Consider the following 22,601-nt stretch of genomic DNA (forward strand, 5'->3'; position numbering starts at 1 on the left):
CTTTCGCTGTAGAAATCTCATAAATTTCTAAACTTCTCTCTCCACAACCCGAAAAGACTATGGACTTGCAACCTGTATCCATTGAGCAGCGTTTCATTGTCTGCTCTGACAGGTGCGGTAAAGAGCCCTGGTTGTACCAGAGCAGGAGCTGACGCTATGCACCCTTCATCCCAGATCAAGCAAATCCTTGTAGTGGAAGATGACGAGTCCCACGCGGAACTGATCAGGAGAGGTTTCAACGACACCTCCGACCAGTATCGTCTGACTGTTGCCACCAGTTTTCAGGAAGCGCTCGCGAGGGTGCAGACTCGCGACTTCGACATAGTGCTCACCGATTACCTCCTTCCCGATGGCAAAGGCGTGGACCTTGTGCTGAAAAGCGGGCAGACCACGCCGGTAGTGATCATGACCTCGCACGGCAACGAGCAACTAGCAGTCGACGCCATGAAGGCCGGCGCGCTCGATTACGTGGTCAAAATGCCTGAGGTTTTCGAGGCGATGCCGCGCATCATAGAACGCGCCTTGCGCGAATGGGACCTGATGCTCGAACACAAGCACGCTGTGGACGCGCTGCTGTTGCAGACCCGTCAACTTGAACATGAGGTGACCGAGCGGCAGATCGCCCAGGAGGCGCTGCAGGCGCAAGCTGTTGTTTTGCAAAACGAGATCGCGGAGCGCCGGCAGGCCCAGGAGACTCTGCGGCTCTCCGAGGAAAAATTCTCGAAGGCCTTCGACAACGCTCCCATGATCATGACCATCACGACGCGGGAAAACGGCACCCTCCTCGACGTCAATAACAGGTTCCTTGAAGTATCGGGTTGGGGCCGGGAAGAGGTCATAGGCAAGTCCACCACAGAGGTCGGCTGGATCAGCAGCGACGATCGGGCAACCGTATTCGAGATCCTCAATCGGGAAGGGCATGTCTCGGGGATGGCATTGAGCCTCCACCCACGGGGCGGGCGGACCATCAAGGCCGAACTCTACATCGAGACCCTCACCGTGGACGGCAGCGATCGCCTTTTGGGGATCGCCATCGACGTCACTGAGCGGCACAAGCTCGAAGAACAGTTGCGCCATTCCCAGAAGCTGGAAGCGGTCGGTCTTTTGGCAGGCGGGGTGGCTCACGACTTCAACAACATCCTCACCGTGATCGGCGGGTATTGCGAGATGCTCAAACTCGACCTCGCGCCGTGCCATCCCCTGCGGGACAAGGTGCTGCAGATATCCGCCGCCTCCGAGCGCGCCTCCAACCTGACCCGCAGTCTGCTCGCTTTCAGCCGCAAGGGGGAGGTGAAGGCGGTTCCGACCGACCTGAACCTGCTGTTGCGAGGGGTGGAGAAGTTCCTGCAGCGCATCATCGGCGAGGACATCACCCTTTCCACCAAGGTCCCCGAGAGCTCCGTCTGGGCCGTGGTCGACTCGGGGCAGATCGACCAGGTGCTGATGAACCTCGCGGCCAACGCGAGGGATGCCATGCCCAAGGGGGGGAGCCTGTTCGTAGCGTTGGAGCGCCAGGAGATCGACGCCGGATTCGTGCAAGCCCACGGCTTCGGTACCCCCGGCAGCTATGCCCTCTTGACCGTTTCCGATACCGGCCAGGGGATGGACGAGGAGACCAGAAACAGGATCTTCGACCCGTTTTTCACCACCAAGGTGTCGGGAAAGGGGACCGGACTCGGTCTTGCCATCGTCTACGGCATCGTCATCCAGCACAAGGGGTTCGTCAACGTCTACAGCGAGCCCGGTGTCGGCAGCACCTTCCGCATCTATCTCCCGGTGGTGGAGCCGGAGCAGGTCGCCGGCGCCGAGGCCGTCACCATCGAGGATGAGGTGCGCGGCTGCGAGACCATCCTGGTGGCCGAGGACGATCTGTATGTCCTGGAGCTGGTGACGAGCGTCCTCATGCAGTACGGCTACTGCATCATCCACGCTGCCAACGGGGAGGAAGCCGTGCAGAAGTTCCAGGAGAACGACCAGATAGCGCTGGTGCTGATGGACATCATCATGCCCGTCATGAACGGCAAGGAGGCAGCGGAAAAGATCCGGCGGCTGCGGCCCGAGGCCAGGATTCTTTTCACCAGCGGCTACACGGCTGAAATAATCAAGAGCAGATGCGAGTTGGAGGAGAGTGCCGAATTGATCATGAAGCCGGTCAAGCCTGCGCTCCTGCTCAAAAAGGTGCGGGAGATGCTGGACCGGCCCCCGCGGATATCAGGCAGGGGAGGGGAAGCATGATCAAGCAGAAACACCGGATTCGCAGCTTCGCGCTGCTTTTGGCCGGTTTCTGGACCATAGCCATCGCGATCTCGTATGCCTGGCTCTATCATCACGAAATGGACAGCGTGGTGGAAGTGGCGCGTGCCGAGGCCCGCGCCTCCTTCAACAAGGACGCCTTGTTTCGCCGCTGGGGAAACAGGCATGGCGGCGTCTACGTCCCGGTGACCGAGGCCACCCTCCCGAATCCTTACCTGGCCCACATAGCCGAACGTGACATAACCACCCCCTCCGGAAGGCGGCTTACCCTCGTCAACCCCGCGTACATGATGCGTCAGGTCTTCGAGCTCGCGGACGGGCATGGCGATCAGATTCGCGGCCACATCACCAGCTTGAAACCGCTGCGCCCCGAAAACACCCCGGATCCCTGGGAGGCGAAGGCGCTCCGCCAGTTCGAGAACGGGGTACAGGAGGTGAGCGAGGTCCAAAATGTGGGCGGCCACGAGCAGTTGAGGCTCATGCGCCCCTTCATAACGGAGGAGGGATGCCTCAAATGCCACGCGGTGCAGGGATACAAGGCGGGCGACGTGCGGGGAGGGGTAAGCGTCTTGGTTCCGCTTGAAAACAAGGCGGAGTATGCCAAAAGCGCAGTCGTCGCGGGCCTCCTGAGCTACGGGGTGCTCTGGATCTTCGGGATGGGGTTGATCCTGGTCGGTGCCAGGGTGGTTACCAGGAACTTGAGCATCCTGGAGGAGAGCGAGGAGCGCTACCGCACCGTGGCGAACTACACGGCAGACTGGGAATACTGGCAGGGGCTCGACGGCTCCTTCAAGTACATATCCCCCTCCTGCAAGGAGATCTCGGATTACAGCCACGACGAGTTCCATGACGACCCAGCGCTTATAAAGCGGATCGTCCATCCGGACGACCTTGCTGCCTTCGACAATCACTTCCATGCGGCGAGGAATGGGAAGGGCGAGCCGATCGACTTCCGCATCGTCAGGCGCGACGGCGAAGTGAGGTGGATCTCGCACATATGCCAGATAGTGTACACAAGCGAAGGGGCCGAGAACGGCATCCGCGCCAGCAACCGGGATATCACCGATCGCAAGAAGGTCGAGGCTGCAGTGAAGGAACAGGCAGCGCTCCTGGAGAACGAGGTGCGCGAGCGGATGGTGCGCGAGGTGGAACTGGAGGCGAAGAACGCGGAGTTGGAGCGCTTCACCTACACGGTCTCCCACGACTTGAAGAGCCCGCTCATCACCATCAAAGGTTTCGCCGGTGCGGTCCTTAAGGACTTCGAGGCCGGGAAGCTGACGCGGCTCGATTCGGACGTGAAAAGGATCATGGGGGCCGCCGACAAGATGGCCGCGCTTTTAAGCGATCTCTTGGAGTTATCGAGGATCGGCCGCATCATGAACCCTCCCTCCCAGATCGACCTGAACCTGCTGGCGCAGGAGGTGCTGGGACAGCTTTCCGGCCCGCTCGCGCAGGGCGGTGTGGAGGTGGTCCTGCAGCCGGGACTTCCCGCGGTATGGGGAGATGCGCCGCGCATTGCCGAGGTGCTGCAAAACCTGGTGGAGAACGCGGTGAAGTACATGGGGGATCAACTGCAGCCGCTGGTGGAGATCGGCGTACGGGAAGGGGAGGGCGAGCAGGTTTTCTGGGTACGGGACAACGGCATGGGGATCGCGGAGCCGTATCGGGAAACCGTCTTCGGGCTCTTCAATAAGCTCGATCCGCACTCGGAGGGTACCGGGATCGGGCTCGCGCTGGCGCGCCGCATCGTCGAACTCCACGACGGACGGCTCTGGGTGGAGTCGGAAGGCCCAGGCCTCGGGAGCACCTTCTGCTTTACCCTGGGGGCCAAGAACCCCGCTGACAATGACAATGCTACAAAGGGAGGGACAACATGAACGGCGAACCGCTTTGCATCCTGCTGGTCGAGGACAACCCAGATCACGCCGAACTGGCGATGCGCAACCTGGACGACGGCAAGCTGGCCAACAGGATCTTTCATGTGGAAGACGGCGAGGCTGCACTCGATTTCCTCAACCACAGGGGGGTCTATGCCGACCCGGGTGAGTACCCGCGCCCGCACCTGATCCTTTTGGACCTGCGTCTTCCCAAGGTGGACGGCATCGAGGTGCTGAAGGCGGTGAAGGCCTCGGAAGAGCTTAAGGCGATCCCCGTGGTGATACTGACCACCTCGGCGGCGGAGCGCGATCTTGCCCAGGCCTATCAGAATTACGCCAACAGCTACCTGACCAAACCGGTGGACTTCGACTCCTTCAGCGAGCTTTTGCGCGACATGGGCTTTTACTGGCTGGCCTGGAACAAACGCCCCTGGTAGCCCTCCAAATTCCCTCCCATCTGGACCGGAAAAACGGCTGCTTCGCCTTGCGGGCAGCCTCCCGGTTGCACCCTCCTCCCTACTTCCTGTCGGAATAACTTGAGTTTTGTCGGCAAAACCTATATATTTCTGCGATTCCGATTAAACACCAAACGAGTGGGGATCGGGGCCTCCCGCGTCTCCTTCCCACGCAGTGTCCGATAAAACTTCTGTATTCCGACAGGTTACTCATATGCTCCTGATGATAGACAACTACGACTCCTTCACCTACAACATCGTCCAGTACCTGGGCGAGCTGGGCGAGGAGGTCGGGGTGCACCGAAACGACAAGATCACTTTGGACCAGATCGAGGCCCTGGCGCCGGAGCGCATCGTGATCTCCCCGGGCCCCTGCTCCCCGGAGGAGGCAGGGATCTCGGTCGAGGTGGTGCGCCGCTTCGCCGGGCGCATTCCGATCCTGGGGGTCTGTCTCGGGCACCAGTCGATCGGCTACGCCTTCGGCGGCAAGATCGTCAAGAGCGCCACCTTGATGCATGGCAAGACCTCCCCCATCCTGCACGACGGCAAGGAACTCTTCGCCGGCCTCCCCAACCCGTTTGCGGCCACGCGCTACCATTCGCTGATCGTCGAGCGCGAGTCGCTTCCCGCCGAGTTGGAGGTGACCGCCTGGGTTGCCGAGGGGGAGATAATGGGGATGCGGCACCGCACCCTCCCGATCTGGGGCGTGCAGTTCCACCCGGAGTCTATCCTCACCGAGGGCGGGATGGAGCTTTTGCAAAACTTTCTGCAGATGACGAAGTAACCTCTGCGCTACCAGGGACCCGGATGGCATCCGCCCGGGCCCGGTTCCCTGGCTGGCGCCGCAAATGCATGGCCAGCAAGGAGAACGTCCCGCACCGGATCACCCCGTCCTTCGCTGTTTTCCCCAGTGCTGCCTTTCTTTTTTCTGTGGTGATGCTTTTGATCTTTGGTTGAAAAGGAGCGGCTATGATTCGCAAGGCAATCGCGCGTGTAGTGGAACGGCAGGATCTTTCCGAAGCAGAGATGATCGAGGTCATGGACCAGGTGATGTCCGGCGGCGCCACCCCGGCGCAGATCGCCTCCTTCATCACCGCCCTCAGGATGAAGGGGGAGACGGTTGACGAGATCACCGGCGCCGCGCGCGTCATGCGCGACCGGGCGCTTCCCATCCGGGTGGGGAAGAGCGTGCTCGGCATCGACCGCGACGACATCAACCTCGACCGCGAGACCATCCTCGACACCTGCGGCACCGGCGGCAGCGGCACCAACAGCTTCAACATCTCCACTACCGTAGCCTTCATCGTATCCGCCTGCGGCGTCAAGGTCGCCAAGCACGGCAACCGCGCGGTCTCCTCTTCCTGCGGCTCGGCCGACGTCCTGGAGGCGTTGGGGGTGAACCTCGACGTCACCCCCGATGTGGTCGAGCGGAGCATCGCCCAGATCGGCATCGGCTTTCTCTTCGCCCCGGCGCTTCACGGCGCCATGAAGCACGCCATCGGCCCCAGGCGCGAGATCGGCATCCGTACCATCTTCAACATATTGGGCCCCCTGACCAACCCCGCCGGCGCCGACTGCCAGGTGCTCGGCGTCTACCGCGAGGACCTGGTGGAGAAGCTCGCGCAGGTCTTGAAGAAACTCGGCTGCCGCAGCGGCTTCGTGGTGCATGGCTGCGACGGCATGGACGAGATCACCCTGACCGGCGAGAGCACCGTGGCCGAGATCACCGCCGACGGCGTGAAGCTCTACAAGGTAACCCCGGAGCAGTTCGGCCTGGAGCGCGCTCCGCTTGCCGAACTGCACGGCGGCGACGCACTGGGAAACGCGGTTATCGTTAGAGACATCCTCTCCGGCAAGGACGGCGCCAAGAGGCGCATCGTGCTTTTGAACGCAGGGTATGCGCTGGTCGCTACCGGGAAGGCGAAGGAGGTCGCCGAGGGGATACGTCTCGCCGCCGAGACCATCGACTCCGGCGCGGCGATGAAGCAGCTTGAGCGGTTGGTCGCGCTTACCAACGAGGTGGAATAGAGTTCTCCCCCCCTCCCGCTCTGGGGGAGAGAGCATAGACTGGAAGCTCCTTTATACCCTCCCCCCCTGGGGGAGGGTTGAGGGAGATGCCACAAGCTAGAACGGCGCCCCTCACCCCAACCCTCTCCCAGAGGGAGAGGGGGCATGGACGCAGCGTTCTGCCATCAGAAGTTGAAGCAATTTTCACTGAAACTGTAACCCATGTCCCCGAACACATGTCACCCTTGACTCGGTCTGCACACCCCTAGGGGAGGGGGGACTAGGTCATGGATCACAGGATCACGAAGGATTTACTTTATGACGCAGCTCCCCGATGTGCTGAAGAAAATAGTGGACTACAAGCAGGGCGAAGTCGCCGCCATGAAGGCGGAAGTGCCGCTAAACGAGATCATGGACCGGCTCGCCGAACTGGAGGACCACCCCCGGGGGTTCCAGGCGGCGCTTATCAACTCGCTCTCCTCGGGATGGACCCCTATCATCGCGGAGGTGAAGAAGGGGTCCCCGTCCAAGGGGCTGATCCGGCCCGACTTCGACCCGCTGCAGATCGCCCGGACCTACCAGGAAAACGGGGCCAGCTGCCTCTCCGTCCTCACCGACGAGCATTTCTTCATGGGGCACCTGAGCTACTTGGCCGCTATCCGCGAAGAGGTTTCGCTCCCGCTTCTGCGCAAGGACTTCATCTTCGACCCCTATCAGATCTACCAGGCCCGCGCCGCCGGGGCCGACGCCATCCTCCTGATCGCAGCCATGCTGGATCTCCCCCAGTTGCGGGACTTCGCCGCGCTGGCGCAGGAGCTCTCCATGGACGTGCTCCTGGAGGTGCATGACGAGAAGGAACTGGAGACGGCCCTGCAGACCGATTGCAGCATGATCGGCATCAACAACCGCGATCTGAGGAGCTTCGTGGTCGACATCCGCACCTCGGAGCGTCTGGCCGCGCTGGTGCCGCAGGGGCGCCTGGTGGTAGCGGAAAGCGGCATCAACAGGCGCGAGGAGATCGTGCACCTCATGTCGAACGGGCTGCACGCCTTTCTCATCGGCGAGTCGCTGATGCGCGAGGACGACTTCGGCTCGAAGCTGCGCGAACTGCTGGGTTAACTACGACAATCCGTCCCAAAGGAGTGGCTATGAATACCAAGTTTATGCTCGATGAATCACGCATCCCTAAACAGTGGTACAACATCATCCCCGACATGCCCGGGCCGCTGCATCCTGTCGTCAACCCGCAGACCTTGAAGCCGGTCACACCCGAGGATATGACCGCCATCTTCCCCATGTCGCTGATCGAGCAGGAGATGTCGACCGAGCGCTGGATCGATATTCCCGAAGACGTGCGCGAAAAATACAGGCTCTGGCGGCCGGCCCCGCTTTTCAGGGCCAGAAGGCTGGAGCAGGCGCTGCAGACCCCGGCGAAGATCTATTACAAATACGAAGGGGTCTCGCCCGCCGGCTCCCATAAGCCGAACTCCGCCATCCCGCAGGCCTACTACAACAAGCAGGCGGGGATCCGCAGGCTCGCTACCGAGACCGGCGCGGGGCAGTGGGGGAGCTCGCTGGCCCTGGCCTGCTCCATGTTCGGCTTGGAGTGCACCATCTACATGGTGAAGGTCTCCTGTACCCAGAAGCCGTACCGAAAGAGCATGATGCAGCTTTGGGGCGCGACGGTGATCCCGTCCCCCTCCGAGTTCACCAACGCGGGGCGCTCGATTCTGGCGCACGACCCGAACAACCTGGGGAGCCTCGGCATCGCCATCTCCGAGGCGGTGGAGGACGCGGCGACCCACGACGACACGAACTATGCGCTGGGGAGCGTCTTGAACCACGTCTGCCTGCACCAGACCGTGATCGGGCTGGAAGCGAAGGAGCAGATGGAGCTGGCCGGGGATTACCCCGATGTGGTGATCGCCTGCTGCGGCGGCGGCTCCAACTTCGCCGGGCTCGCCTTCCCCTTCCTCTCCGACCGCGCCAACGGGAAAAAGGTGCGCTGCCTGGCCGTGGAGCCGGCTTCCTGCCCGACCCTGACCAAGGGGATTTACGCCTTCGATTACGGCGACACGGCGAAGCTTGCCCCCATCACCAAGATGTACACCCTGGGGCACGACTTCATGCCGCCGGGGATCCATGCCGGCGGGCTGCGCTACCACGGTGAGTCCGCGCTCATCTCCCAGCTCTACCACGCCGGAGAGATCGAGGCGAAGTCCTACAAGCAGAACGCCTGCTTCGAAGGGGCGCTGCTTTTCGCCAGGAGCGAGGGGATCGTGCCGGCGCCGGAATCCTCCCACGCGGTGCGCGCCGCCATCGACGAGGCGGTGCTGGCCAAGGAGGAGGGGAAGGAGAAGACCATCCTCTTCGGGCTTTCCGGCCACGGGCAGCTCGACATGATGGCGTACGACGCCTATCTCTCCGGCGCGCTCGAGGACTTCGAGTATCCGGAGGAGATGATCCGGCAATCGCTGGAGCGGCTGCCGAAGGTTTCCTTCTAGGGACGATAGGGGACTGGCTCCGAAGGTGCCTGTCCCCGTTGCTGCTAGGGACAACCCTCACCCGCCTTCGCGATCAGCAGTGATCTGCTTTTAAGCCTCTGCAGAACCCTGCCCCCTCCCTTGACGGGACGGGGGGATGTCTTCGAGGCGATTGCCCATGCCAAGGGTCGTGAAGATCGGCCTGCTGGAAAGGATGTTTCTTTCCGCCGAAAAGAAGGGCCGTTTCGGGCGGAATTCCCCGGCGGCAGGTGGGAAATTGAGCAATTTTAAGGGTATACGCCGATGACAAAGGTGAAGATATGTGGCATAACAACGCTTGAGGATGCTCTCATGGCAGTCGACGCCGGGGCAGACGCCCTTGGGTTCGTCTTCTTCGAGAAGTCCCCGCGCAATATCGCGCCTGAAGCTGCCGCCCGGATCATCCGGGAGCTTCCCCCCTTCGTCCAGGTGGTGGGGCTCTTTGTCAACGCCGAACTCGACTTCGTCAACCGTACCGCAGACACCTGCGGCCTCGATCTGGTTCAGCTGCACGGAGAGGAGAGCCCGGCATACTGCGGGCTGGTGCGGCGAAGGGTGATGAAGGCGTTCCGGGTGCGCAGCGCCGAGAGCCTTGCCGCACTTCCCAACTACAAGGTTTCGGCCTATCTCCTTGACGCCTACTCCCCGGCTTCCCCCGGCGGGACCGGCGAGCGCTTCGACTGGGATCACGCCGTAGCCGCCAAAGGGCAGGGGAGGATAGTTCTGGCAGGAGGGCTCGACCCTGACAACGTCGCCCAGGCGGTGGCCAAGGTCGCCCCTTATGCGGTCGACGTCTCCAGCGGCGTGGAGCTTGCCCCCGGCCGCAAGGACCCAGAGAAAGTCAGGCGTTTCGTTGCTGAGGCGAAGAAGGTCTCCTTAATTTAAGTCGAACCCTCTCCCGACCCTTTCCACAAGGCAGGGGGAGTTTGTACCTGATAACGTAGAACCTTGAAGCATGAGCGGTTTTAACCCAAACCAAAGGAGTGGCAATGAAGATTATCGTAACCGATGAAGTGGCTCAGGAAGGACTGGCACTTTTGCAGCGCGACCCGCGCGTGCAGATGGACATCAAGCTGGGACTGAAGAAGGAAGAGCTTTACTCGATCATTGGTGATTACGACGTTATCATCACCAGAAGCGGCACCACCGTGGACAAGCCCCTGCTTGACGCAGCGACCAACCTGAAAATGGTGGCGCGCGCCGGCGTCGGCGTCGACAACGTGGATGTCGACTATGCCTCCGCCAAGGGCGTCATCGTCGTCAATGCACCTTTCGGCAACACCAACAGCGCGGCGGAACACGCCATGGCGCTGCTGCTTTCCTTCTGCCGCAATATCACCAAGGCTAACTCGTCCCTCAAGGGAGGCGCCTGGAAGCGCGCCCCCTTCACCGGCTACGAACTTAAAGGGCGCACCGCCGGCGTCATCGGTCTGGGCAAGGTAGGGGGGAGGGTGGCTACCCGCCTCAAGGCTTTCGAGTGCGAAGTGCTCGCCTGCGACCCCTACATCGCAGAGAAAAGGGCGCACGACCTTGGCGTCAAGCTGGTTTCGCTGGATGAAATCGTCCGCGTCTGCGACATCATCACCGTCCACACCCCGCTTACCGCGGAGACCAGCAACATGATCGGCAAGAAAGAGCTCGCCGCCATGAAGGAAGGGGTCATCGTCATCAACGCGGCGCGCGGCGGCATCATCAACGAGGAGGCGATGCTTGAGGCGCTCGATTCCGGCAAGGTAACCGGCGCAGCCTTCGACGTCTGGAGCCAGGAGCCCCCCGACACCGATACCCTGAAAAAGCTGATCGGCCACGAGAAGATGGTGGTCACGCCGCATCTGGGCGCCAACACCTTTGAAGCGCAGGTGAACGTGGCGGTGGACGTCTCCCGTGAGATCATCCACTACCTGGACGAGCAGCCGCTGGAGAACGCCATCAACATCCCGAGGTTCGACGCAGCCCTCATGGGGCAGATGCGTCCTTACCTGAACCTGATGAACGTGCTGTCCGATTTCGTCATCCAGCTGGTGGACACCAACCTGAACAAGATCACCTTCACCTACACCGGCAACCTCGCCCAGTACGACTGCACGCCCATCACCGTTCTTGGTCTGGCGTCGCTTCTGAACCGCAGGGTCGAGCAGGACGTGAACATGGTCAACGCGCAGCTCGTCGCCGACAGCATGGGGATCGTCGTCGAAGAGGTGAAGTCCAACCAGACCGAGGCCTTCTCCAACATGATCACCATCGCCATCGAGGGCCCCGGCGAGAAGAGGCTCATCAGCGGCACCTTGTTCGAAGGGATCCCGCGCATCGTCAAGCTGCGCGACTACCAGATGGACTTCCGCCCCGAAGAGCACATGCTGCTCATGGCTTACGGCGACCGTCCGGGCATCATCGGCAAGATCGGCACCATCCTCGGCACCCACGAGATCAACATCGCCTCGATGAACCTGGGTCGTCGCGAGAAGAAAGGGGAGGCGATGGTCATCCTCTCCCTCGACTCCGCCGTAACCCCGGAAGTCGTGGAAGAGGTGCGAGGCGCCACCGAGGCGACCTTCGTCAAACCGCTCTACCTGGTGACCGCGAAGTAGGAAGGAAACCACAGGCAAAGAAAAAGGCCCCGGCGAAAGCTCGGGGCCTTTTTTTTAACCTGAAAGCGTAAGGCGGAACACAGAGGGCACAGGGGAAAAGCCAAGGCGGTCACAGAGGAGAAACCAGACCCTAAAACTGCAACGGCCCTGTATCCCCTTTATCCCTGTTCAATGCCTTGTTCTCCCTCAGCGTCCTCTGCGAACCTCCGTGAACTCTCTGTTCCGCCTGTAGCCTTTAACTAACTAAGAAATCTTCCTGCCGCCGCAGGCTTTCAATCTGCGGTGGGCTTCGCGCAGGGTGGCCTCGGTGGTTTCCCAGCTGATGCAGCTGTCGGTGATCGATACGCCGTAGGTCAAGGAGGAGGGGTCGCCGTCTTTCGGCATGGGCTGGTTCCCTTCCTTCAAATAGCTCTCGATCATCACGCCGGAGATGCTGCGGTTGCCAGCGGCGATCTGGTCGATCACGCTCTTCATCACCTCGGGTTGCCGCTCGTACTTCTTCTCGGAGTTGCCGTGGCTGCAGTCGACCATCATGGTGGGGGCAAGGCCCGCCTTGGCGATCATCTCCTCGGATTTGGCGATGTCCTCCGGGGAGTAGTTCGGCTTCTTGCTTCCGCCGCGCAAGACCATGTGCACGTCGGGATTGCCGGTGGTCTGGATGATGGAGGTCAGGCCGTCGCGGTTGATGCCGAGGAAGCTGTGGGAATGAAGCGCCGCCTTCATGGCGTCGATGGCGATCTGGAGGTTACCGTCGGTGCCGTTTTTGAACCCTATCGCGAAGGAGAGGCCGCTTGCCATTTCGCGGTGGGTCTGTGATTCGGTGGTGCGGGCCCCGATGGCGCCCCAGGAGAGGAGATCGGCCAGGTACTCGGGGGTGATCGGGTCGAGCATCTCGGTTGCGACAGGAAGTCCCATCTCGGTGATCTTGCAGAGAAGGCCGCGGGCGATGCCGAGCCCCTTGGAGATCTGGTGGGTGCCGTTCATGTCAGGGTCGTTGATGAGCCCCTTCCACCCGATGGTGGTGCGCGGCTTCTCGAAGTACACGCGCATGATCAGCAGCATTTCCTCGGAGACCTCCTTGGCGAGCGCCGCGAGCTTCTCCGCGTACTCCAGGGCTCCCTTGGGGTCGTGAATGGAGCAGGGGCCGACGACCACCATGAGCCGCTTGTCCTCTCCCCTCAAGATCCTGGTGATGGCCGCGCGGCTGTTGCTCACGCAGGTCCCGGATTTCTCGGACATGGGGAAGACCTGTCTGAGATCGGTAGGTGCAATGATCGGAGTGATGCTTCTTACCTTGAGATTGTTGGTCTTGATCATCTGAGACTCCCGCGCTAGCAGTTTTTAATGTGCTGTAATCTAGCGCGTTTCTCATGTAGTGTCAAAAAAAAATGCCCCCGGCGTGGTGAATTTTGCCGAGGGCATATTTTTGTTTGCTATCCGCGTCCCTGCTGTCGCTGCGGCGCGCCATCCCACGCCACGGCGGTGCCGATGGAGGCGAGGGTGGCGACGTCGGCGCCAGAGTGGATCATCTCCGCCACGGCCCGCTCCGAATCCCCCGGCCTGAGGTCGACTCCCCCGACGGCATCGGTCAGGAGGGTCACCTCGAATCCCGCCTTCAACGCCTCGAGCACCGTCTGTCTCACGCAGAAATCGGTGGCGAGCCCCCCGACGTAGAGCCGGTCCAGCTCCATGTGCCGCAGCAGCATGACGAATGGGGTGCCGTTCTCGGTTACCCCCTGCATGGCCGAGTATCCGTCGTCCCAGGAGGCCATCCCCTTGGAGATGACGATGGTGTCGCTTGGAAGTACCAGTGCCGGGTGAAATTCGGCGCCGAGGGTCCCCTGGACGCAGTGGGCCGGCCATTCACCGCCGTTTTCCTTGAAGTGCTTGCTCTGCTTTGGATGCCAGTCGCGCGAGGCGAAGACGGGCGCGCTCCTGCGCTTGAACAGATCCAGGTACCGGTTCAGTGCGTGGATCACCTGGTCGCAACGGGGGACGGGGAGCGCCCCTCCCGGACAGAAATCCACCTGCGCGTCGACAACAAGAAGTGCTCCTCTTCGTTGCATGATCGCCTCCTATGCCGTATCCCCTTCTGTTTGCCCCGCCGCATACCGGTTCTGAATCCGGGACATGAGTTTGAGCCGCAGGGTGTTCAGCCCCTGACTGATGGATACCTTGTAGAGGTGCGGGTTGACCAGCCGGTGACACCCCTGCGGGAGCAGGGCCAGTTCGCGCGCTGCGCGGTCCGCGCAGTCGTTCAGGGTGGGGGAGGGGGCGCACCTTACCCCTTCGTGCATCACCTGGCTTCTCACTTCCACGAGCCTCGCGTTCGCTGGGAGGCGGATATGCTGCAATGGGTTGACCGGATCGAACACCAGTGCGCCCGGCTGCAGCTCCTCGTCTTCCAGGGTGATGACGTCCTGTATGTAGGAGCCGTCTGGCGCCACGGCTCGCAGCACTTTTTTCCGGTCGGGAAGCGTAGCCTTGGACAGGTCGCTGGTCAGCTTCAGCTTGGGCTCCTCCCCTATCCGGACCAGCTTGTAGACCCCGCCGAGAGCGCCCCCCCCTTCGCCCGCGCAGGTGGCGAGCCGGGTCCCGACGCCGTAGATGTCGATCTTTCCCCCTTCGCTGCGGATCGACTCGATCACGTACTCGTCGAGCTCGTTGGAGCCGACTATCTTCACCCCGGGAAAACCGGCCGCGTCGAAAGCGGCGCGAACCTGGCGTGAGAGGTAGGCGAGGTCGCCTGAATCTATCCTCACCCCTACCAGGTCGTGCCCTTTTGCCTTCAGTTCGCGGGCGACGGTGAGTGCGTTGGGGAGGCCGCTTTTAAGGGTGTCGTAAGTGTCGATCAAGAGGATGCAGGAATCTGGGAAGGTGCCGGCGTAGTGGCGGAAGGCGGCAAGCTCGTCGGGGAACGCCATGATCCAGCTGTGGGCATGGGTCCCCCGGACCGGGATGCCGTAGCACTTGCCGGCCATGACGTTGCTGGTGGAGCGCACGCCGCCGATGAAGGCGGCCCGTGCCTCGGAGAGCCCCCCGTCCGGGCCCTGGGCGCGGCGCAGCCCGAATTCGAGGACGGTGCCGCCTGCCGCGGCCAGGGTGATCCTTGCCCCCTTGGTGGCGACCAGCGTCTGGAAATTGATGATGTTCAGGAGCGCCGTCTCGACGAACTGCGCCTCGGCGAGGCTCCCCTCCACCGTAAGGAGCGGTTCGCGCGAGAAGACCACGCTCCCCTCGGCCGGGGCGGTGACGCTCCCACGGAACCGGAAGGTTTCCAGGTACGACAGGAATGCGGGGCGGAAGATCTTGAGCCCGTCCAGGTAGCTCAACTCCTCCTCGTTGAAGCGGAGTTCCTCCAGGTAGCAAAGCGCGTTTTCCAGACCGGCGAAGACGGCGTAGCTTCCGTTGAAAGGGGGGGTGCGGAAAAACAGATCGAAGACGGCGCGGTGCTCCTGCATCCCCTGGTCCAGGTAACCTGCCAGCATGGTCAACTCGTAAAGGTCTGTGAGCAGCGGTGAATAGCGCATGAAATCCCTCCTTTCTAATCACTACTACTCTGGATAATAGCGTTTTTCAACTTTTCTGCCAGTTCCGGGTCGACAAGTTTCAGTGTGAGGTACTCGGCCTGTGCTTTCCCCCACTGGTTCAGAAAGAGATGTGACAGTCCCAGCTTATAGAGGGCATTGGCATTGCCGGGCCATAATTCCAGCAGCGAAGTGTAAGCTTCGACGGCTTCCTCATAGCGGTCGGTCCTGAAACAGACTTCCCCTAAATTGGAAAAGGCGAGGGCTAGCTTTGGATCCAGCGCTATTGATCTTTTGAGGGATTCGACGGCGCGAGGGTAGTCCGCGGTAAGCGCCTGGGCGGTCCCCAGGTTGAGCCAGGAGACGGCGTTCCCGGGAGAGAGGGCGATGCTTTTGCTGAAGGCCTCGGCCGCTTCGCCGTAGCGCCCCTGGCTGTTCATGAGCACCCCCGCTTCGAACCAGTCGTCCGCCTCCAGGTATTCCTCCTGATCGATCGGCTGCCGTTGCGGTTTCTGGTTCAGATCTCCCGTGGCCAGTCCGGCCACCAAGAGCAGCATGACGTATGTCCCGGTTGCTTGTCTCATGTGGGTCCCTCGCGGAAAAAGGTAAACCTTAGCATATTAAAAATTATTTAAAAGAAACCGGGAAAGTGGGGCTGGTCGGTTGCAGGGGGGCAATTTTGCTGGTCATCGGGGTGTATTTTCTGGTAGATAGAGAGAGCCGACAGGAGTGTTCATTAGCGGTGGGTTGCGCCAGAGGTCTGCACCCGGATTCGGTTTCGGCAAGGGCAATCGAAGTGGCGCAGCATTCTCTCCGCGCGAAAGATGATCGATACTCAGTATAGGGAAAGGGACAGACATGGAACAACTGCTGATAGTCGGTTGCGGCGCCATCGGGCGACGGGTTGCAGCGCTGGCGCTGGCGCGGGGGATGAAGGTCTCCAGCTTCAGAAGGAACGAAGAAGAGGTCGCAGGCGCGACCACATATACCGGGAACCTGGACCAGCCGGCGACGCTTGCGGGACTGCCGGTCAAAGGTGCTGGAGTTATCTACCTGGCACCCCCTCCCGGGGGAGGCAACGAGGATACCAGGATGCGCAATTTCTTGGCCTCCATCGCCCCCGGCGAAGAGCCGGAAAAGATAGTCTACATATCGACCAGCGCGGTCTACGGGGACTGCGGGACGGCGACGGTCACCGAGGAGAGCGAGGCCAACCCGCAGACCAGCAGGGGAAAGCGCCGGCTGCATGCCGAGCGCTTGGTAAGCGAGTGGGGGAGGGAGCGCCACGTCCCAGTGGTAATCCTGAGGGTAACGGCCATTTATGCTGCGGACCGCCTCCCCGTCACCCAGCTCACTACCGGGCAGCCGGTGTTGCGCGAGGAGGAATCGCTTCCCAGCAACAGGATCCATGCCGACGACCTGTCGCGGATCTGCCTCGCCGCACTGGAGCGGGGAAAAGACGGCGCAATCTTCAACGTGAGCGACGGCCAGTCCACCACCATGACCAGCTATTTCAATGCCGCCGCCGATCGGCTCGGGCTCCCGAGGCCGCGCCAGGTGACCATGGAGGAGGCGCGCCAGGTGATGAGCCCGCTGATGATCTCCTACTTCTCCGAGGGGAGGGTGGTGTCGAACCGCAAATTGATCGAGGAGCTGGGGATAGAGCTCCTCTACCCGGACCTCGAGTCGGGGCTCAAGGGGTAGCCTTACCTGCAGGGTCGTATGGCTTGACTTTCGTGGTCGCCGAATTAAGGTTTTCCAATCTTTACGCCAACCTTAATCGGAGGACAGCGAAATGCTCGAAAAAGAACGGGATATTCTGAGACGTGACGACCGGCCGCAAAGCGAGAGACGGCAGCTAGAGCGCGAGAGCGAGAAGGGCGAACTGCAGGGGCGGCACTCGACCTCCCCCATGGCGCAGATGGAGCGGATGTTCGACGAGGTTTTCAAGAAGCCTTTCTTCTCCCTCTGGTCGCAGAGGATGGCTGGGGGGGAGATGGAGGAGCTCTACTTGCCGGTCGATGTCTTTGAGGAAGGGGACTCCGTGGTGGTCAAGGCAGAGATCCCTGGAATCCGCAAGGAAGACATCGACGTGCAGCTTTCCCCCGACAGCATCACCATCTCGGGGAAGAAGAGCAAGGCAGAGCGGATCGAATAGAAGGATTTCTACCGGGTTGAGCGCTCCTACGGTTCGTTCATGAGAACGTGCAGGCTTCCGGTGGAAACCATCACCGACACGGCGCGCGCAAGCTTCAAGGACGGCATCCTGGAGGTGCGGATATTGAAGAGCGAGGCGGCGACCCAGAGGGTCAAGAAGCTGAACGTGGAATGATTTTCCCACGGGTAGGAAACCGAAATGGCCGCGGCGAAAACCGCGGCCATTACTTTTGTCTGCCTCCTGTTTTCGGCTGCCTATAATTTAGGCAAAAAGCCATCGGGGGGCGATTACTCAGAGATTTCTTTTCCCCGATGCGGCTTTTCCCACAGAGTTATCCACAGCTTTTGTGGAAGACTTCCTCAGTCAAATCCCCACTGAATATAACCAGTTGAATTGAAGATGGAAGCGGGCGCCAAGCCAGGCCCGGAAAGCAGGTATATTACGGGCGCTGGCGGCGCCTAATCCAGAAAAAAGGCCTCTGGTTCGGAAAACCAGGGCCTTTTCGGTTTGCATTGGCGTTAAAACGGGACACTTTCTACCAATCCGTCGGTGAAACTTCCCCGGTGGCGCCGTACGGTGTTGCCGACCGTGCGGTTGACCCGGTTTCGGTTTTTTCCTTTTTGAGGCGGGGTGTGAGGCCGCCTGGCGGATGAGACAAATCGCGTTTAGCGTTGCCCGAATAACGCCAATCTTGAAGTTGCTCCGGGATACCGTTGCGGGAAGTGCCGAGTTACTGACCTCAGTCGCAATATCGCCCGGTGAAACGCTTCAGGCTTCCCTCTGCTGTATGAGGGCCTGCTCACCACGTCTGAAACCGGGAACATTTTGGCAAAGAAAGGTAGTCAGGGACTCAACGGGATGCGCTACGAGTATCCCAGAGCGGCTCGCACTGACATGCGAAACTTGTGAGCAAGTCTATCAACGCCATTTTATGTGTCAAGATAAAGATGAGATTAATTTCATCTGATCCAAGTGTACGATAAATAGTTATTTTTTGAGCCGCGTGAGTCGGTCGAACCATAAATCATTTCAATCGTTTTGCCTGCTAGTGGGCCGGTCGGCCCTCCTCTGTCACAGTGCAATCGGCAAATTGTGGTATGAGAGTTGCGGTGGCAATAAACGTTGCAGCCTCATCACGTGAAGCGGCAGCGACGGCATGCAATGCCAGTGTCGCAGACGCTGTGCAAGTAGCACCGTGAGCCCCTGTCAGAGCTTCAGCACGTGCACCGCACACGAGATGCAGGGGTCGTAGCACCTGATCAGGCGCTCCAGCGCCGTGGTCATCTTTTTCGTCTCTTCCCCCTCCATTCCCCGCGCCAGCGCCAGCAGGTCGCGCGCCATGGCCCCCTGGTTCAAGGCGGTGGGGGTGACGACGTCGGCTTCGGTGCAGATGCCGTCCGAGTCGAAGTCGTAACTGTGGATCAGCAGGCCGCGTGGCGCCTCGCAGGCGGCGCTCCCTCTCCCCGCGCGCAGGACCGGTCCGACGTCGTCGGGGGAACCCTGGCCTTTTTCGAGAAGTCGGTCGATGAGTTCTATCGCGCGCTCAGCTGCGTCACAAAGCTCGATTGCCTGTGCCAGGGTGTTGCCCCGGATGTCCCTGCCGAGGATCTCGTGCTTTACCTCGTCGAACACGCCCTGAGCCTGCGCGCTGAGGCGGACGCCGAGGGAGAGCCTGGCCAGCGCGCCCACCGTGGCTTCTTTTTCCATCACCTTTGAATATTTGGCGTTGGAGTGGGGGAGGACGCTTTCTTTGATCGCCTCGCGGTACCCGGAGACGGCGAAGGATTCCCCTCCGCCCATGCGGCATCGGATGGCGGCGGAACGGCCGTCGCCGCCTGGGTCCACCGCCAGCGCGTTCGGGGACGGGAGTTCCGGGAAAGGGAAGGGGGTGCGGAAGAGCCGGTAGGCGTCGCGGCAGGCGGGAAGGACCGACTCAAGCTCATGGCGCAGGCGCAGCAGTTCCTTTTTGCTCACCCTCTGCCCCAGCCCACCCAGCCGGATGTTGACCGGGTGGATCAGGCGGCCGCCGACCGTCTCCTGGATCATGTTGCCGACCCTCTTGATGCCAAGTCCCGTCTTCAGTAGTTCGGGCGCCTTCTGGGCCAGCCCGGTCACTCCCGGCACGCCGAGAAGGTCAGGAAGGAGCAGGCAGTACAGGTGCAGCGCGTGGTCCTGGATCATTCCCCCCTGCATGATGAGCTCGCGGGTCAGGGCCGTCGCCCACGAGACTTCCACCCCAAAGGCGTTCTCCACCGCCAGGAGGGCGGTCACCTTGTGCACCGTCGAGCAAAGAGAGCAGATGCGGCAGATGATCTCCGGCACTTCCAGATAGCTCTTGCCGACCAGGAGCGCCTCGAAGAGGCGCGGGGAATCGGCGAGGCATAGCTCCACCCGCTCCACGCGCGACCCCTGGCGGTAGACCTTGACGCTGCCGTGACCCTCCACCCGGGCCAGGTTCAACTCAACGACGCTGCCCATAGTCCCACTCCGGCTTGAATCGGCTCATCCTGCGCTCGATTTCCTTCCTGCCAAACCCGCGCTCCAACAACAGCTCCAACTCCTGCGCCACGTTCGCCTCGCGCACCGGTCCCCGGCAACCTTCGCAGACTATCCCCGTCGCCGGGCATCTTGCGTTGCACCCCCCCTGGATGATCGGGCCGAGGCAAAGCTCCTTTCGCTCCAAGAGCAGGCAGAGGTTTTCCCTGCTGCGGCACTCGGTGCAGACCGGGTAGGTAGCGAGCGGGGGGAGCGTTCCATTAAGAAGGGCGCAGAGTAGGGCCATGACCTCTTGCTTTTCCGGGGGGCAGCCGGTGATGGAGAAGTCGACGCTTACGAAGTTGGTAAGCGGGGCGGGGGCGAAGCTCTCCACTGTCTTCTCCCCATCTCCGTAGACGGCTGCGACCAGTTCTTCTCTCGTCGAGACCCCGTTGTTCATGGCCGCCACCCCGCCGAAGATGGCGCAGGTGCCAAGGGCCACCAAAAGCCTGCTGGAATTCCTCAGCCGGAACAGGTTGGCCAAGTCGCCCGGAGTTGAGACCGCACCCTCCACTATCGCCGCGTCGAAGGGCGCTCCCCCCTCGACGCTCTCCGCCATGGGAAAGGAGACCAGATCGAAACGGGCGGCCACCTCGGCCAACTCCTCCTCGCAGTTGAGAAGGGTCAGCTGGCACCCCGAGCAGGCGGTGAGCCCGGCTATGGCAAGCCTTGGGCGGTTCATAGCGCCTCCGGTATCTCTTTCAGCTCGCTGAGCCGGAAGACGGGGCCGTCCACGCAACAAAGTTTCTGCCCCAGCGCGCAATGGCAGCAGCGCCCGATGCCGCAGCGCATCCTGCGCTCCAGGCTCAAAAGGATCCGCTGCGGCGCGACGCCGGCCCTTTCCAGGTCGGCGCCCAGGCAGCGGTAGAGGGCGGGGGGGCCGCATATGGCGGCGTAGCTGTTGGCGGCGTCGAAGCTGAACCCCTTCAAGAGGTCGGGGAGGAGCCCGACGGCGCAGGAGAAGCCGCCCCAAGGCTCCTCGGGCGCGAAATCGACCGTCAGGTAGAGCCGCAGCCCACCGCGCGCGGCGAGTTCCGCCAGTTCTTCGCGAAAGAGCATCAGCGTGGGCTTTTTCGCGCCGTACATCAGCGTGATCTCCCCGAAGCGCTCGCCGTTTTGCAACAGGTGCAGCAGCAGGGAGCGCAGCGGCGCGATGCCGAGCCCTCCCGCCAAGAGGAGCACCGGGTGCCCTGTCATTTCCGCCAGGGGAAAGCCGGCGCCGAACGGGCCGCGGAGCCCCAGCGTGCTTCCTTCCGGCGCCTGGTGCAGCGCATCGGTCACGTGCCCCACCCGGCGCACGCAGAGATCCACGGTGCCGTCTTCGTGGGCGAGATCGGCGGGCGAGATCGGAATTTCGCCCGCGCCGGGAACCGAGAGCTGGACGAACTGCCCGGGGATGAATCTGGAAAGGGAGGGAAGCGCAGCGGCTTCCGGAGCGACGGTGAAGAGCGCAGTGTCCTCCGAGAGCTGGCGCCGCTGCAAAAGCTTGGCCGCGAAGGGGGTGTCCGGATGGTTTGCCAGGAGGGTCATGGCGTCCTCCCGCAATCGAGGGGGAGATCCTGGAACAGCTCGCGCAGGTCGATGCCGACCGGGCAGAATTCCTTGCAGCGGCCGCAACCAACGCATGAGGTTATCCCGGTTAAGGGGGTGAAACCGCAGTACTTGTGCAGGAAGCGGTAACGAAGCCGCTCCAGCCTGGTGGCCCGGAAGTTTCCCCCCGCCACTTCGCCGTGGGTAACGAAAAGGCAGTTGTCCCACTCGCGCACCCTCTCTGCGCCGCCGGAAAGGGAGGGATATTCCCTTAAGTCGAAGCAGTAGCAGGTGGGGCAGCAGACTGAACAGGCGCCGCAGGAAACGCAGGCCTCGGCGAATTTCACCCAAAGCGGATGGGCGGAGAAGCGCAGCTGCGGGTCCTGGGGGAGCACATTGCACGACCCGCAGGCGGGGGGCTCTATCTCTTTTTCCGTTTCGACCAGGAGATCGGCTGCCGCGGCGGTTATCGCTTCCCCCTTGGCGCTGCGGGCCGTGAGGCTAAAACCGTCCTCGCCGGCCTGCAGGAAGAGATCGCAGGCGGCGCTCTCCCGTGGTCCCGAGCAGAAGCAGAAATCGTCCGGGCGGCAGGAGAGCCCTACCAGGGTGAGGTTCGCGCGCCGGGTCGCGTAGCAGGAGTCAGCGGCTTCGGCGAGGAAGACCCGGTCCAGGTAGGCCATGGCGTCGAGGTCGCAGGGGTGAACGCCGAAGAGGACGGTCTCGGAGCCGTACGGGACAGCTTGCCGGTAGGCTCCCTTTTGGTAATGCAGGATCTCCTCCCGGAAGGGGAGCAGGTATTTCTTGGGGGGAATCTGCGTTCTAGAGTAATTGAGCTGCAGGTCGGAGGCTGAGGCAAGCGGTGCGAAGGAGAAAACCCCCTGGTCCGAGAGTACCGGCCCATGGAGTTCGCCGAAGAGGCGGAGGAGTTCCAGAAAGTGAGATAAATGTATGTTTTTTAACGTTGTTTTGGCCATTTCCCCTCCGGCGCACAAAGCACAATTCTACCGAGGAGGTTTTCAATGGCAACCCCGCAATGACTACAAACCGTTAGCCCCGGAGAAAATCGGAGAACCTCAGGGGACAGCCGGATGTTTTAACTCAAGCTGCTTTTCTCTCAGATTTTTCGAGACCTTCTCTTTGGCGAATGGT

General features: G+C 61.6%; 18 protein-coding genes, 1 other RNA gene and 1 pseudogene. 11 read left to right on the forward strand and 9 right to left on the reverse strand.

Annotated features, from left to right (window positions below; translation table 11 throughout):
• The first annotated feature begins 156 nt into the window (after positions 1–156).
• The 9 genes from K419_RS0112010 to serA all read left to right on the forward strand — a co-directional run bounded on the left by K419_RS0112010 (position 157) and on the right by serA (position 11,702).
• On the forward strand, positions 157–2,235 hold the full coding sequence (locus K419_RS0112010) for a response regulator (protein ID WP_026841813.1): 2,079 nt from the start codon (positions 157–159) through the stop codon (positions 2,233–2,235).
• Positions 2,232–4,130: an ATP-binding protein gene (locus tag K419_RS0112015; RefSeq protein ID WP_026841814.1), complete on the forward strand. Its 1,899-nt coding sequence runs from the start codon at positions 2,232–2,234 to the stop codon at positions 4,128–4,130. Before K419_RS0112010 ends, K419_RS0112015 begins: the two co-directional genes overlap by 4 nt.
• Complete coding sequence (locus K419_RS0112020; protein ID WP_026841815.1) at positions 4,127–4,567, forward strand: response regulator; 441 nt, start codon at positions 4,127–4,129, stop codon at positions 4,565–4,567. Before K419_RS0112015 ends, K419_RS0112020 begins: the two co-directional genes overlap by 4 nt.
• A gap of 232 nt (positions 4,568–4,799) precedes the next feature.
• Positions 4,800–5,369 (forward strand): anthranilate synthase component II, encoded by a 570-nt coding sequence (locus tag K419_RS0112025; protein ID WP_026841816.1) that lies wholly within the window; start codon positions 4,800–4,802, stop codon positions 5,367–5,369.
• 185 nt (positions 5,370–5,554) lie between these two features.
• On the forward strand, positions 5,555–6,613 hold the full coding sequence (trpD, locus tag K419_RS0112035; protein WP_026841817.1) for an anthranilate phosphoribosyltransferase: 1,059 nt from the start codon (positions 5,555–5,557) through the stop codon (positions 6,611–6,613).
• A gap of 297 nt (positions 6,614–6,910) precedes the next feature.
• Positions 6,911–7,711: an indole-3-glycerol phosphate synthase TrpC gene (gene trpC, locus K419_RS0112040; protein WP_026841818.1), complete on the forward strand. Its 801-nt coding sequence runs from the start codon at positions 6,911–6,913 to the stop codon at positions 7,709–7,711.
• A 29-nt stretch (positions 7,712–7,740) separates the two neighbouring features.
• The gene (locus K419_RS0112045) at positions 7,741–9,096 is read left to right on the forward strand and encodes a TrpB-like pyridoxal phosphate-dependent enzyme (protein WP_026841819.1); all 1,356 of its coding nucleotides are present in this window, start codon (positions 7,741–7,743) and stop codon (positions 9,094–9,096) included.
• Positions 9,097–9,378: 282 nt separating this feature from the next.
• Positions 9,379–9,999, forward strand: a complete 621-nt coding sequence (locus K419_RS0112050; RefSeq protein WP_026841820.1) for a phosphoribosylanthranilate isomerase — start codon at positions 9,379–9,381, stop codon at positions 9,997–9,999.
• A 104-nt stretch (positions 10,000–10,103) separates the two neighbouring features.
• Positions 10,104–11,702 (forward strand): phosphoglycerate dehydrogenase, encoded by a 1,599-nt coding sequence (serA, locus tag K419_RS0112055; protein ID WP_026841821.1) that lies wholly within the window; start codon positions 10,104–10,106, stop codon positions 11,700–11,702.
• Positions 11,703–11,945: 243 nt separating this feature from the next.
• Here serA and K419_RS0112060 read toward each other — a convergent pair whose 3' ends face one another.
• The 4 genes from K419_RS0112060 to K419_RS0112075 form a co-directional block, all read right to left on the reverse strand.
• Positions 11,946–13,019 (reverse strand): 3-deoxy-7-phosphoheptulonate synthase, encoded by a 1,074-nt coding sequence (locus K419_RS0112060; RefSeq protein WP_026841822.1) that lies wholly within the window; start codon positions 13,017–13,019, stop codon positions 11,946–11,948.
• A 116-nt stretch (positions 13,020–13,135) separates the two neighbouring features.
• Entirely contained in the window at positions 13,136–13,768 is a 633-nt protein-coding gene (locus K419_RS0112065; protein ID WP_026841823.1) for an isochorismatase family protein, read from the reverse strand.
• 9 nt (positions 13,769–13,777) lie between these two features.
• On the reverse strand, positions 13,778–15,232 hold the full coding sequence (locus K419_RS0112070; RefSeq protein WP_026841824.1) for a nicotinate phosphoribosyltransferase: 1,455 nt from the start codon (positions 15,230–15,232) through the stop codon (positions 13,778–13,780).
• 14 nt (positions 15,233–15,246) lie between these two features.
• Positions 15,247–15,813, reverse strand: coding sequence for a tetratricopeptide repeat protein (locus tag K419_RS0112075; RefSeq protein ID WP_026841825.1), 567 nt, complete (start codon positions 15,811–15,813; stop codon positions 15,247–15,249).
• 274 nt (positions 15,814–16,087) lie between these two features.
• Between K419_RS0112075 and K419_RS0112080 the strand changes: the two genes are divergently transcribed.
• A complete protein-coding gene (locus K419_RS0112080; RefSeq protein ID WP_026841826.1) occupies positions 16,088–16,933 on the forward strand; it encodes an NAD-dependent epimerase/dehydratase family protein in 846 nt (281 codons plus the stop codon).
• Positions 16,934–17,159: 226 nt separating this feature from the next.
• A pseudogene (locus tag K419_RS24120) lies at positions 17,160–17,561 on the forward strand (Hsp20/alpha crystallin family protein).
• 521 nt (positions 17,562–18,082) lie between these two features.
• Here the strand turns inward: K419_RS24120 and ssrS are convergent.
• The 5 genes from ssrS to K419_RS0112105 form a co-directional block, all read right to left on the reverse strand.
• A non-coding RNA gene (ssrS, locus tag K419_RS23170) (6S RNA) lies at positions 18,083–18,271 on the reverse strand.
• Positions 18,272–18,593: 322 nt separating this feature from the next.
• The gene (locus tag K419_RS0112090; RefSeq protein ID WP_026841827.1) at positions 18,594–19,865 is read right to left on the reverse strand and encodes a Ni/Fe hydrogenase subunit alpha; all 1,272 of its coding nucleotides are present in this window, start codon (positions 19,863–19,865) and stop codon (positions 18,594–18,596) included.
• Positions 19,849–20,604, reverse strand: coding sequence for an NADH-quinone oxidoreductase subunit B family protein (locus tag K419_RS0112095; protein ID WP_026841828.1), 756 nt, complete (start codon positions 20,602–20,604; stop codon positions 19,849–19,851). The genes K419_RS0112090 and K419_RS0112095 overlap by 17 nt, the downstream gene beginning before the upstream one ends.
• A complete protein-coding gene (locus K419_RS0112100; protein ID WP_026841829.1) occupies positions 20,601–21,452 on the reverse strand; it encodes an FAD/NAD(P)-binding protein in 852 nt (283 codons plus the stop codon). The genes K419_RS0112095 and K419_RS0112100 overlap by 4 nt, the downstream gene beginning before the upstream one ends.
• The gene (locus K419_RS0112105; RefSeq protein ID WP_026841830.1) at positions 21,449–22,426 is read right to left on the reverse strand and encodes a 4Fe-4S dicluster domain-containing protein; all 978 of its coding nucleotides are present in this window, start codon (positions 22,424–22,426) and stop codon (positions 21,449–21,451) included. The genes K419_RS0112100 and K419_RS0112105 overlap by 4 nt, the downstream gene beginning before the upstream one ends.
• Positions 22,427–22,601 lie beyond the last annotated feature (175 nt).

Source organism: Citrifermentans bremense R1, from assembly GCF_000426865.1.
GTDB lineage: Bacteria > Desulfobacterota > Desulfuromonadia > Geobacterales > Geobacteraceae > Geomonas > Geomonas bremensis.

What these genes read in the sequence shown, in the direction of transcription:
- K419_RS0112010 (WP_026841813.1), top strand. Translation starts at nt 157, where the DNA reads ATGCACCCTTCATCCCAGATCAAGCAAATCCTTGTAGTGGAAGATGAC.
- K419_RS0112015 (WP_026841814.1), top strand. Translation starts at nt 2,232, where the DNA reads ATGATCAAGCAGAAACACCGGATTCGCAGCTTCGCGCTGCTTTTGGCC.
- K419_RS0112020 (WP_026841815.1), top strand. Translation starts at nt 4,127, where the DNA reads ATGAACGGCGAACCGCTTTGCATCCTGCTGGTCGAGGACAACCCAGAT.
- K419_RS0112025 (WP_026841816.1), top strand. Translation starts at nt 4,800, where the DNA reads ATGCTCCTGATGATAGACAACTACGACTCCTTCACCTACAACATCGTC.
- trpD (WP_026841817.1), top strand. Translation starts at nt 5,555, where the DNA reads ATGATTCGCAAGGCAATCGCGCGTGTAGTGGAACGGCAGGATCTTTCC.
- trpC (WP_026841818.1), top strand. Translation starts at nt 6,911, where the DNA reads ATGACGCAGCTCCCCGATGTGCTGAAGAAAATAGTGGACTACAAGCAG.
- K419_RS0112045 (WP_026841819.1), top strand. Translation starts at nt 7,741, where the DNA reads ATGAATACCAAGTTTATGCTCGATGAATCACGCATCCCTAAACAGTGG.
- K419_RS0112050 (WP_026841820.1), top strand. Translation starts at nt 9,379, where the DNA reads ATGACAAAGGTGAAGATATGTGGCATAACAACGCTTGAGGATGCTCTC.
- serA (WP_026841821.1), top strand. Translation starts at nt 10,104, where the DNA reads ATGAAGATTATCGTAACCGATGAAGTGGCTCAGGAAGGACTGGCACTT.
- K419_RS0112060 (WP_026841822.1), bottom strand. Translation starts at nt 13,019, where the DNA reads ATGATCAAGACCAACAATCTCAAGGTAAGAAGCATCACTCCGATCATT.
- K419_RS0112065 (WP_026841823.1), bottom strand. Translation starts at nt 13,768, where the DNA reads ATGCAACGAAGAGGAGCACTTCTTGTTGTCGACGCGCAGGTGGATTTC.
- K419_RS0112070 (WP_026841824.1), bottom strand. Translation starts at nt 15,232, where the DNA reads ATGCGCTATTCACCGCTGCTCACAGACCTTTACGAGTTGACCATGCTG.
- K419_RS0112075 (WP_026841825.1), bottom strand. Translation starts at nt 15,813, where the DNA reads ATGAGACAAGCAACCGGGACATACGTCATGCTGCTCTTGGTGGCCGGA.
- K419_RS0112080 (WP_026841826.1), top strand. Translation starts at nt 16,088, where the DNA reads ATGGAACAACTGCTGATAGTCGGTTGCGGCGCCATCGGGCGACGGGTT.
- K419_RS0112090 (WP_026841827.1), bottom strand. Translation starts at nt 19,865, where the DNA reads ATGGGCAGCGTCGTTGAGTTGAACCTGGCCCGGGTGGAGGGTCACGGC.
- K419_RS0112095 (WP_026841828.1), bottom strand. Translation starts at nt 20,604, where the DNA reads ATGAACCGCCCAAGGCTTGCCATAGCCGGGCTCACCGCCTGCTCGGGG.
- K419_RS0112100 (WP_026841829.1), bottom strand. Translation starts at nt 21,452, where the DNA reads ATGACCCTCCTGGCAAACCATCCGGACACCCCCTTCGCGGCCAAGCTT.
- K419_RS0112105 (WP_026841830.1), bottom strand. Translation starts at nt 22,426, where the DNA reads ATGGCCAAAACAACGTTAAAAAACATACATTTATCTCACTTTCTGGAA.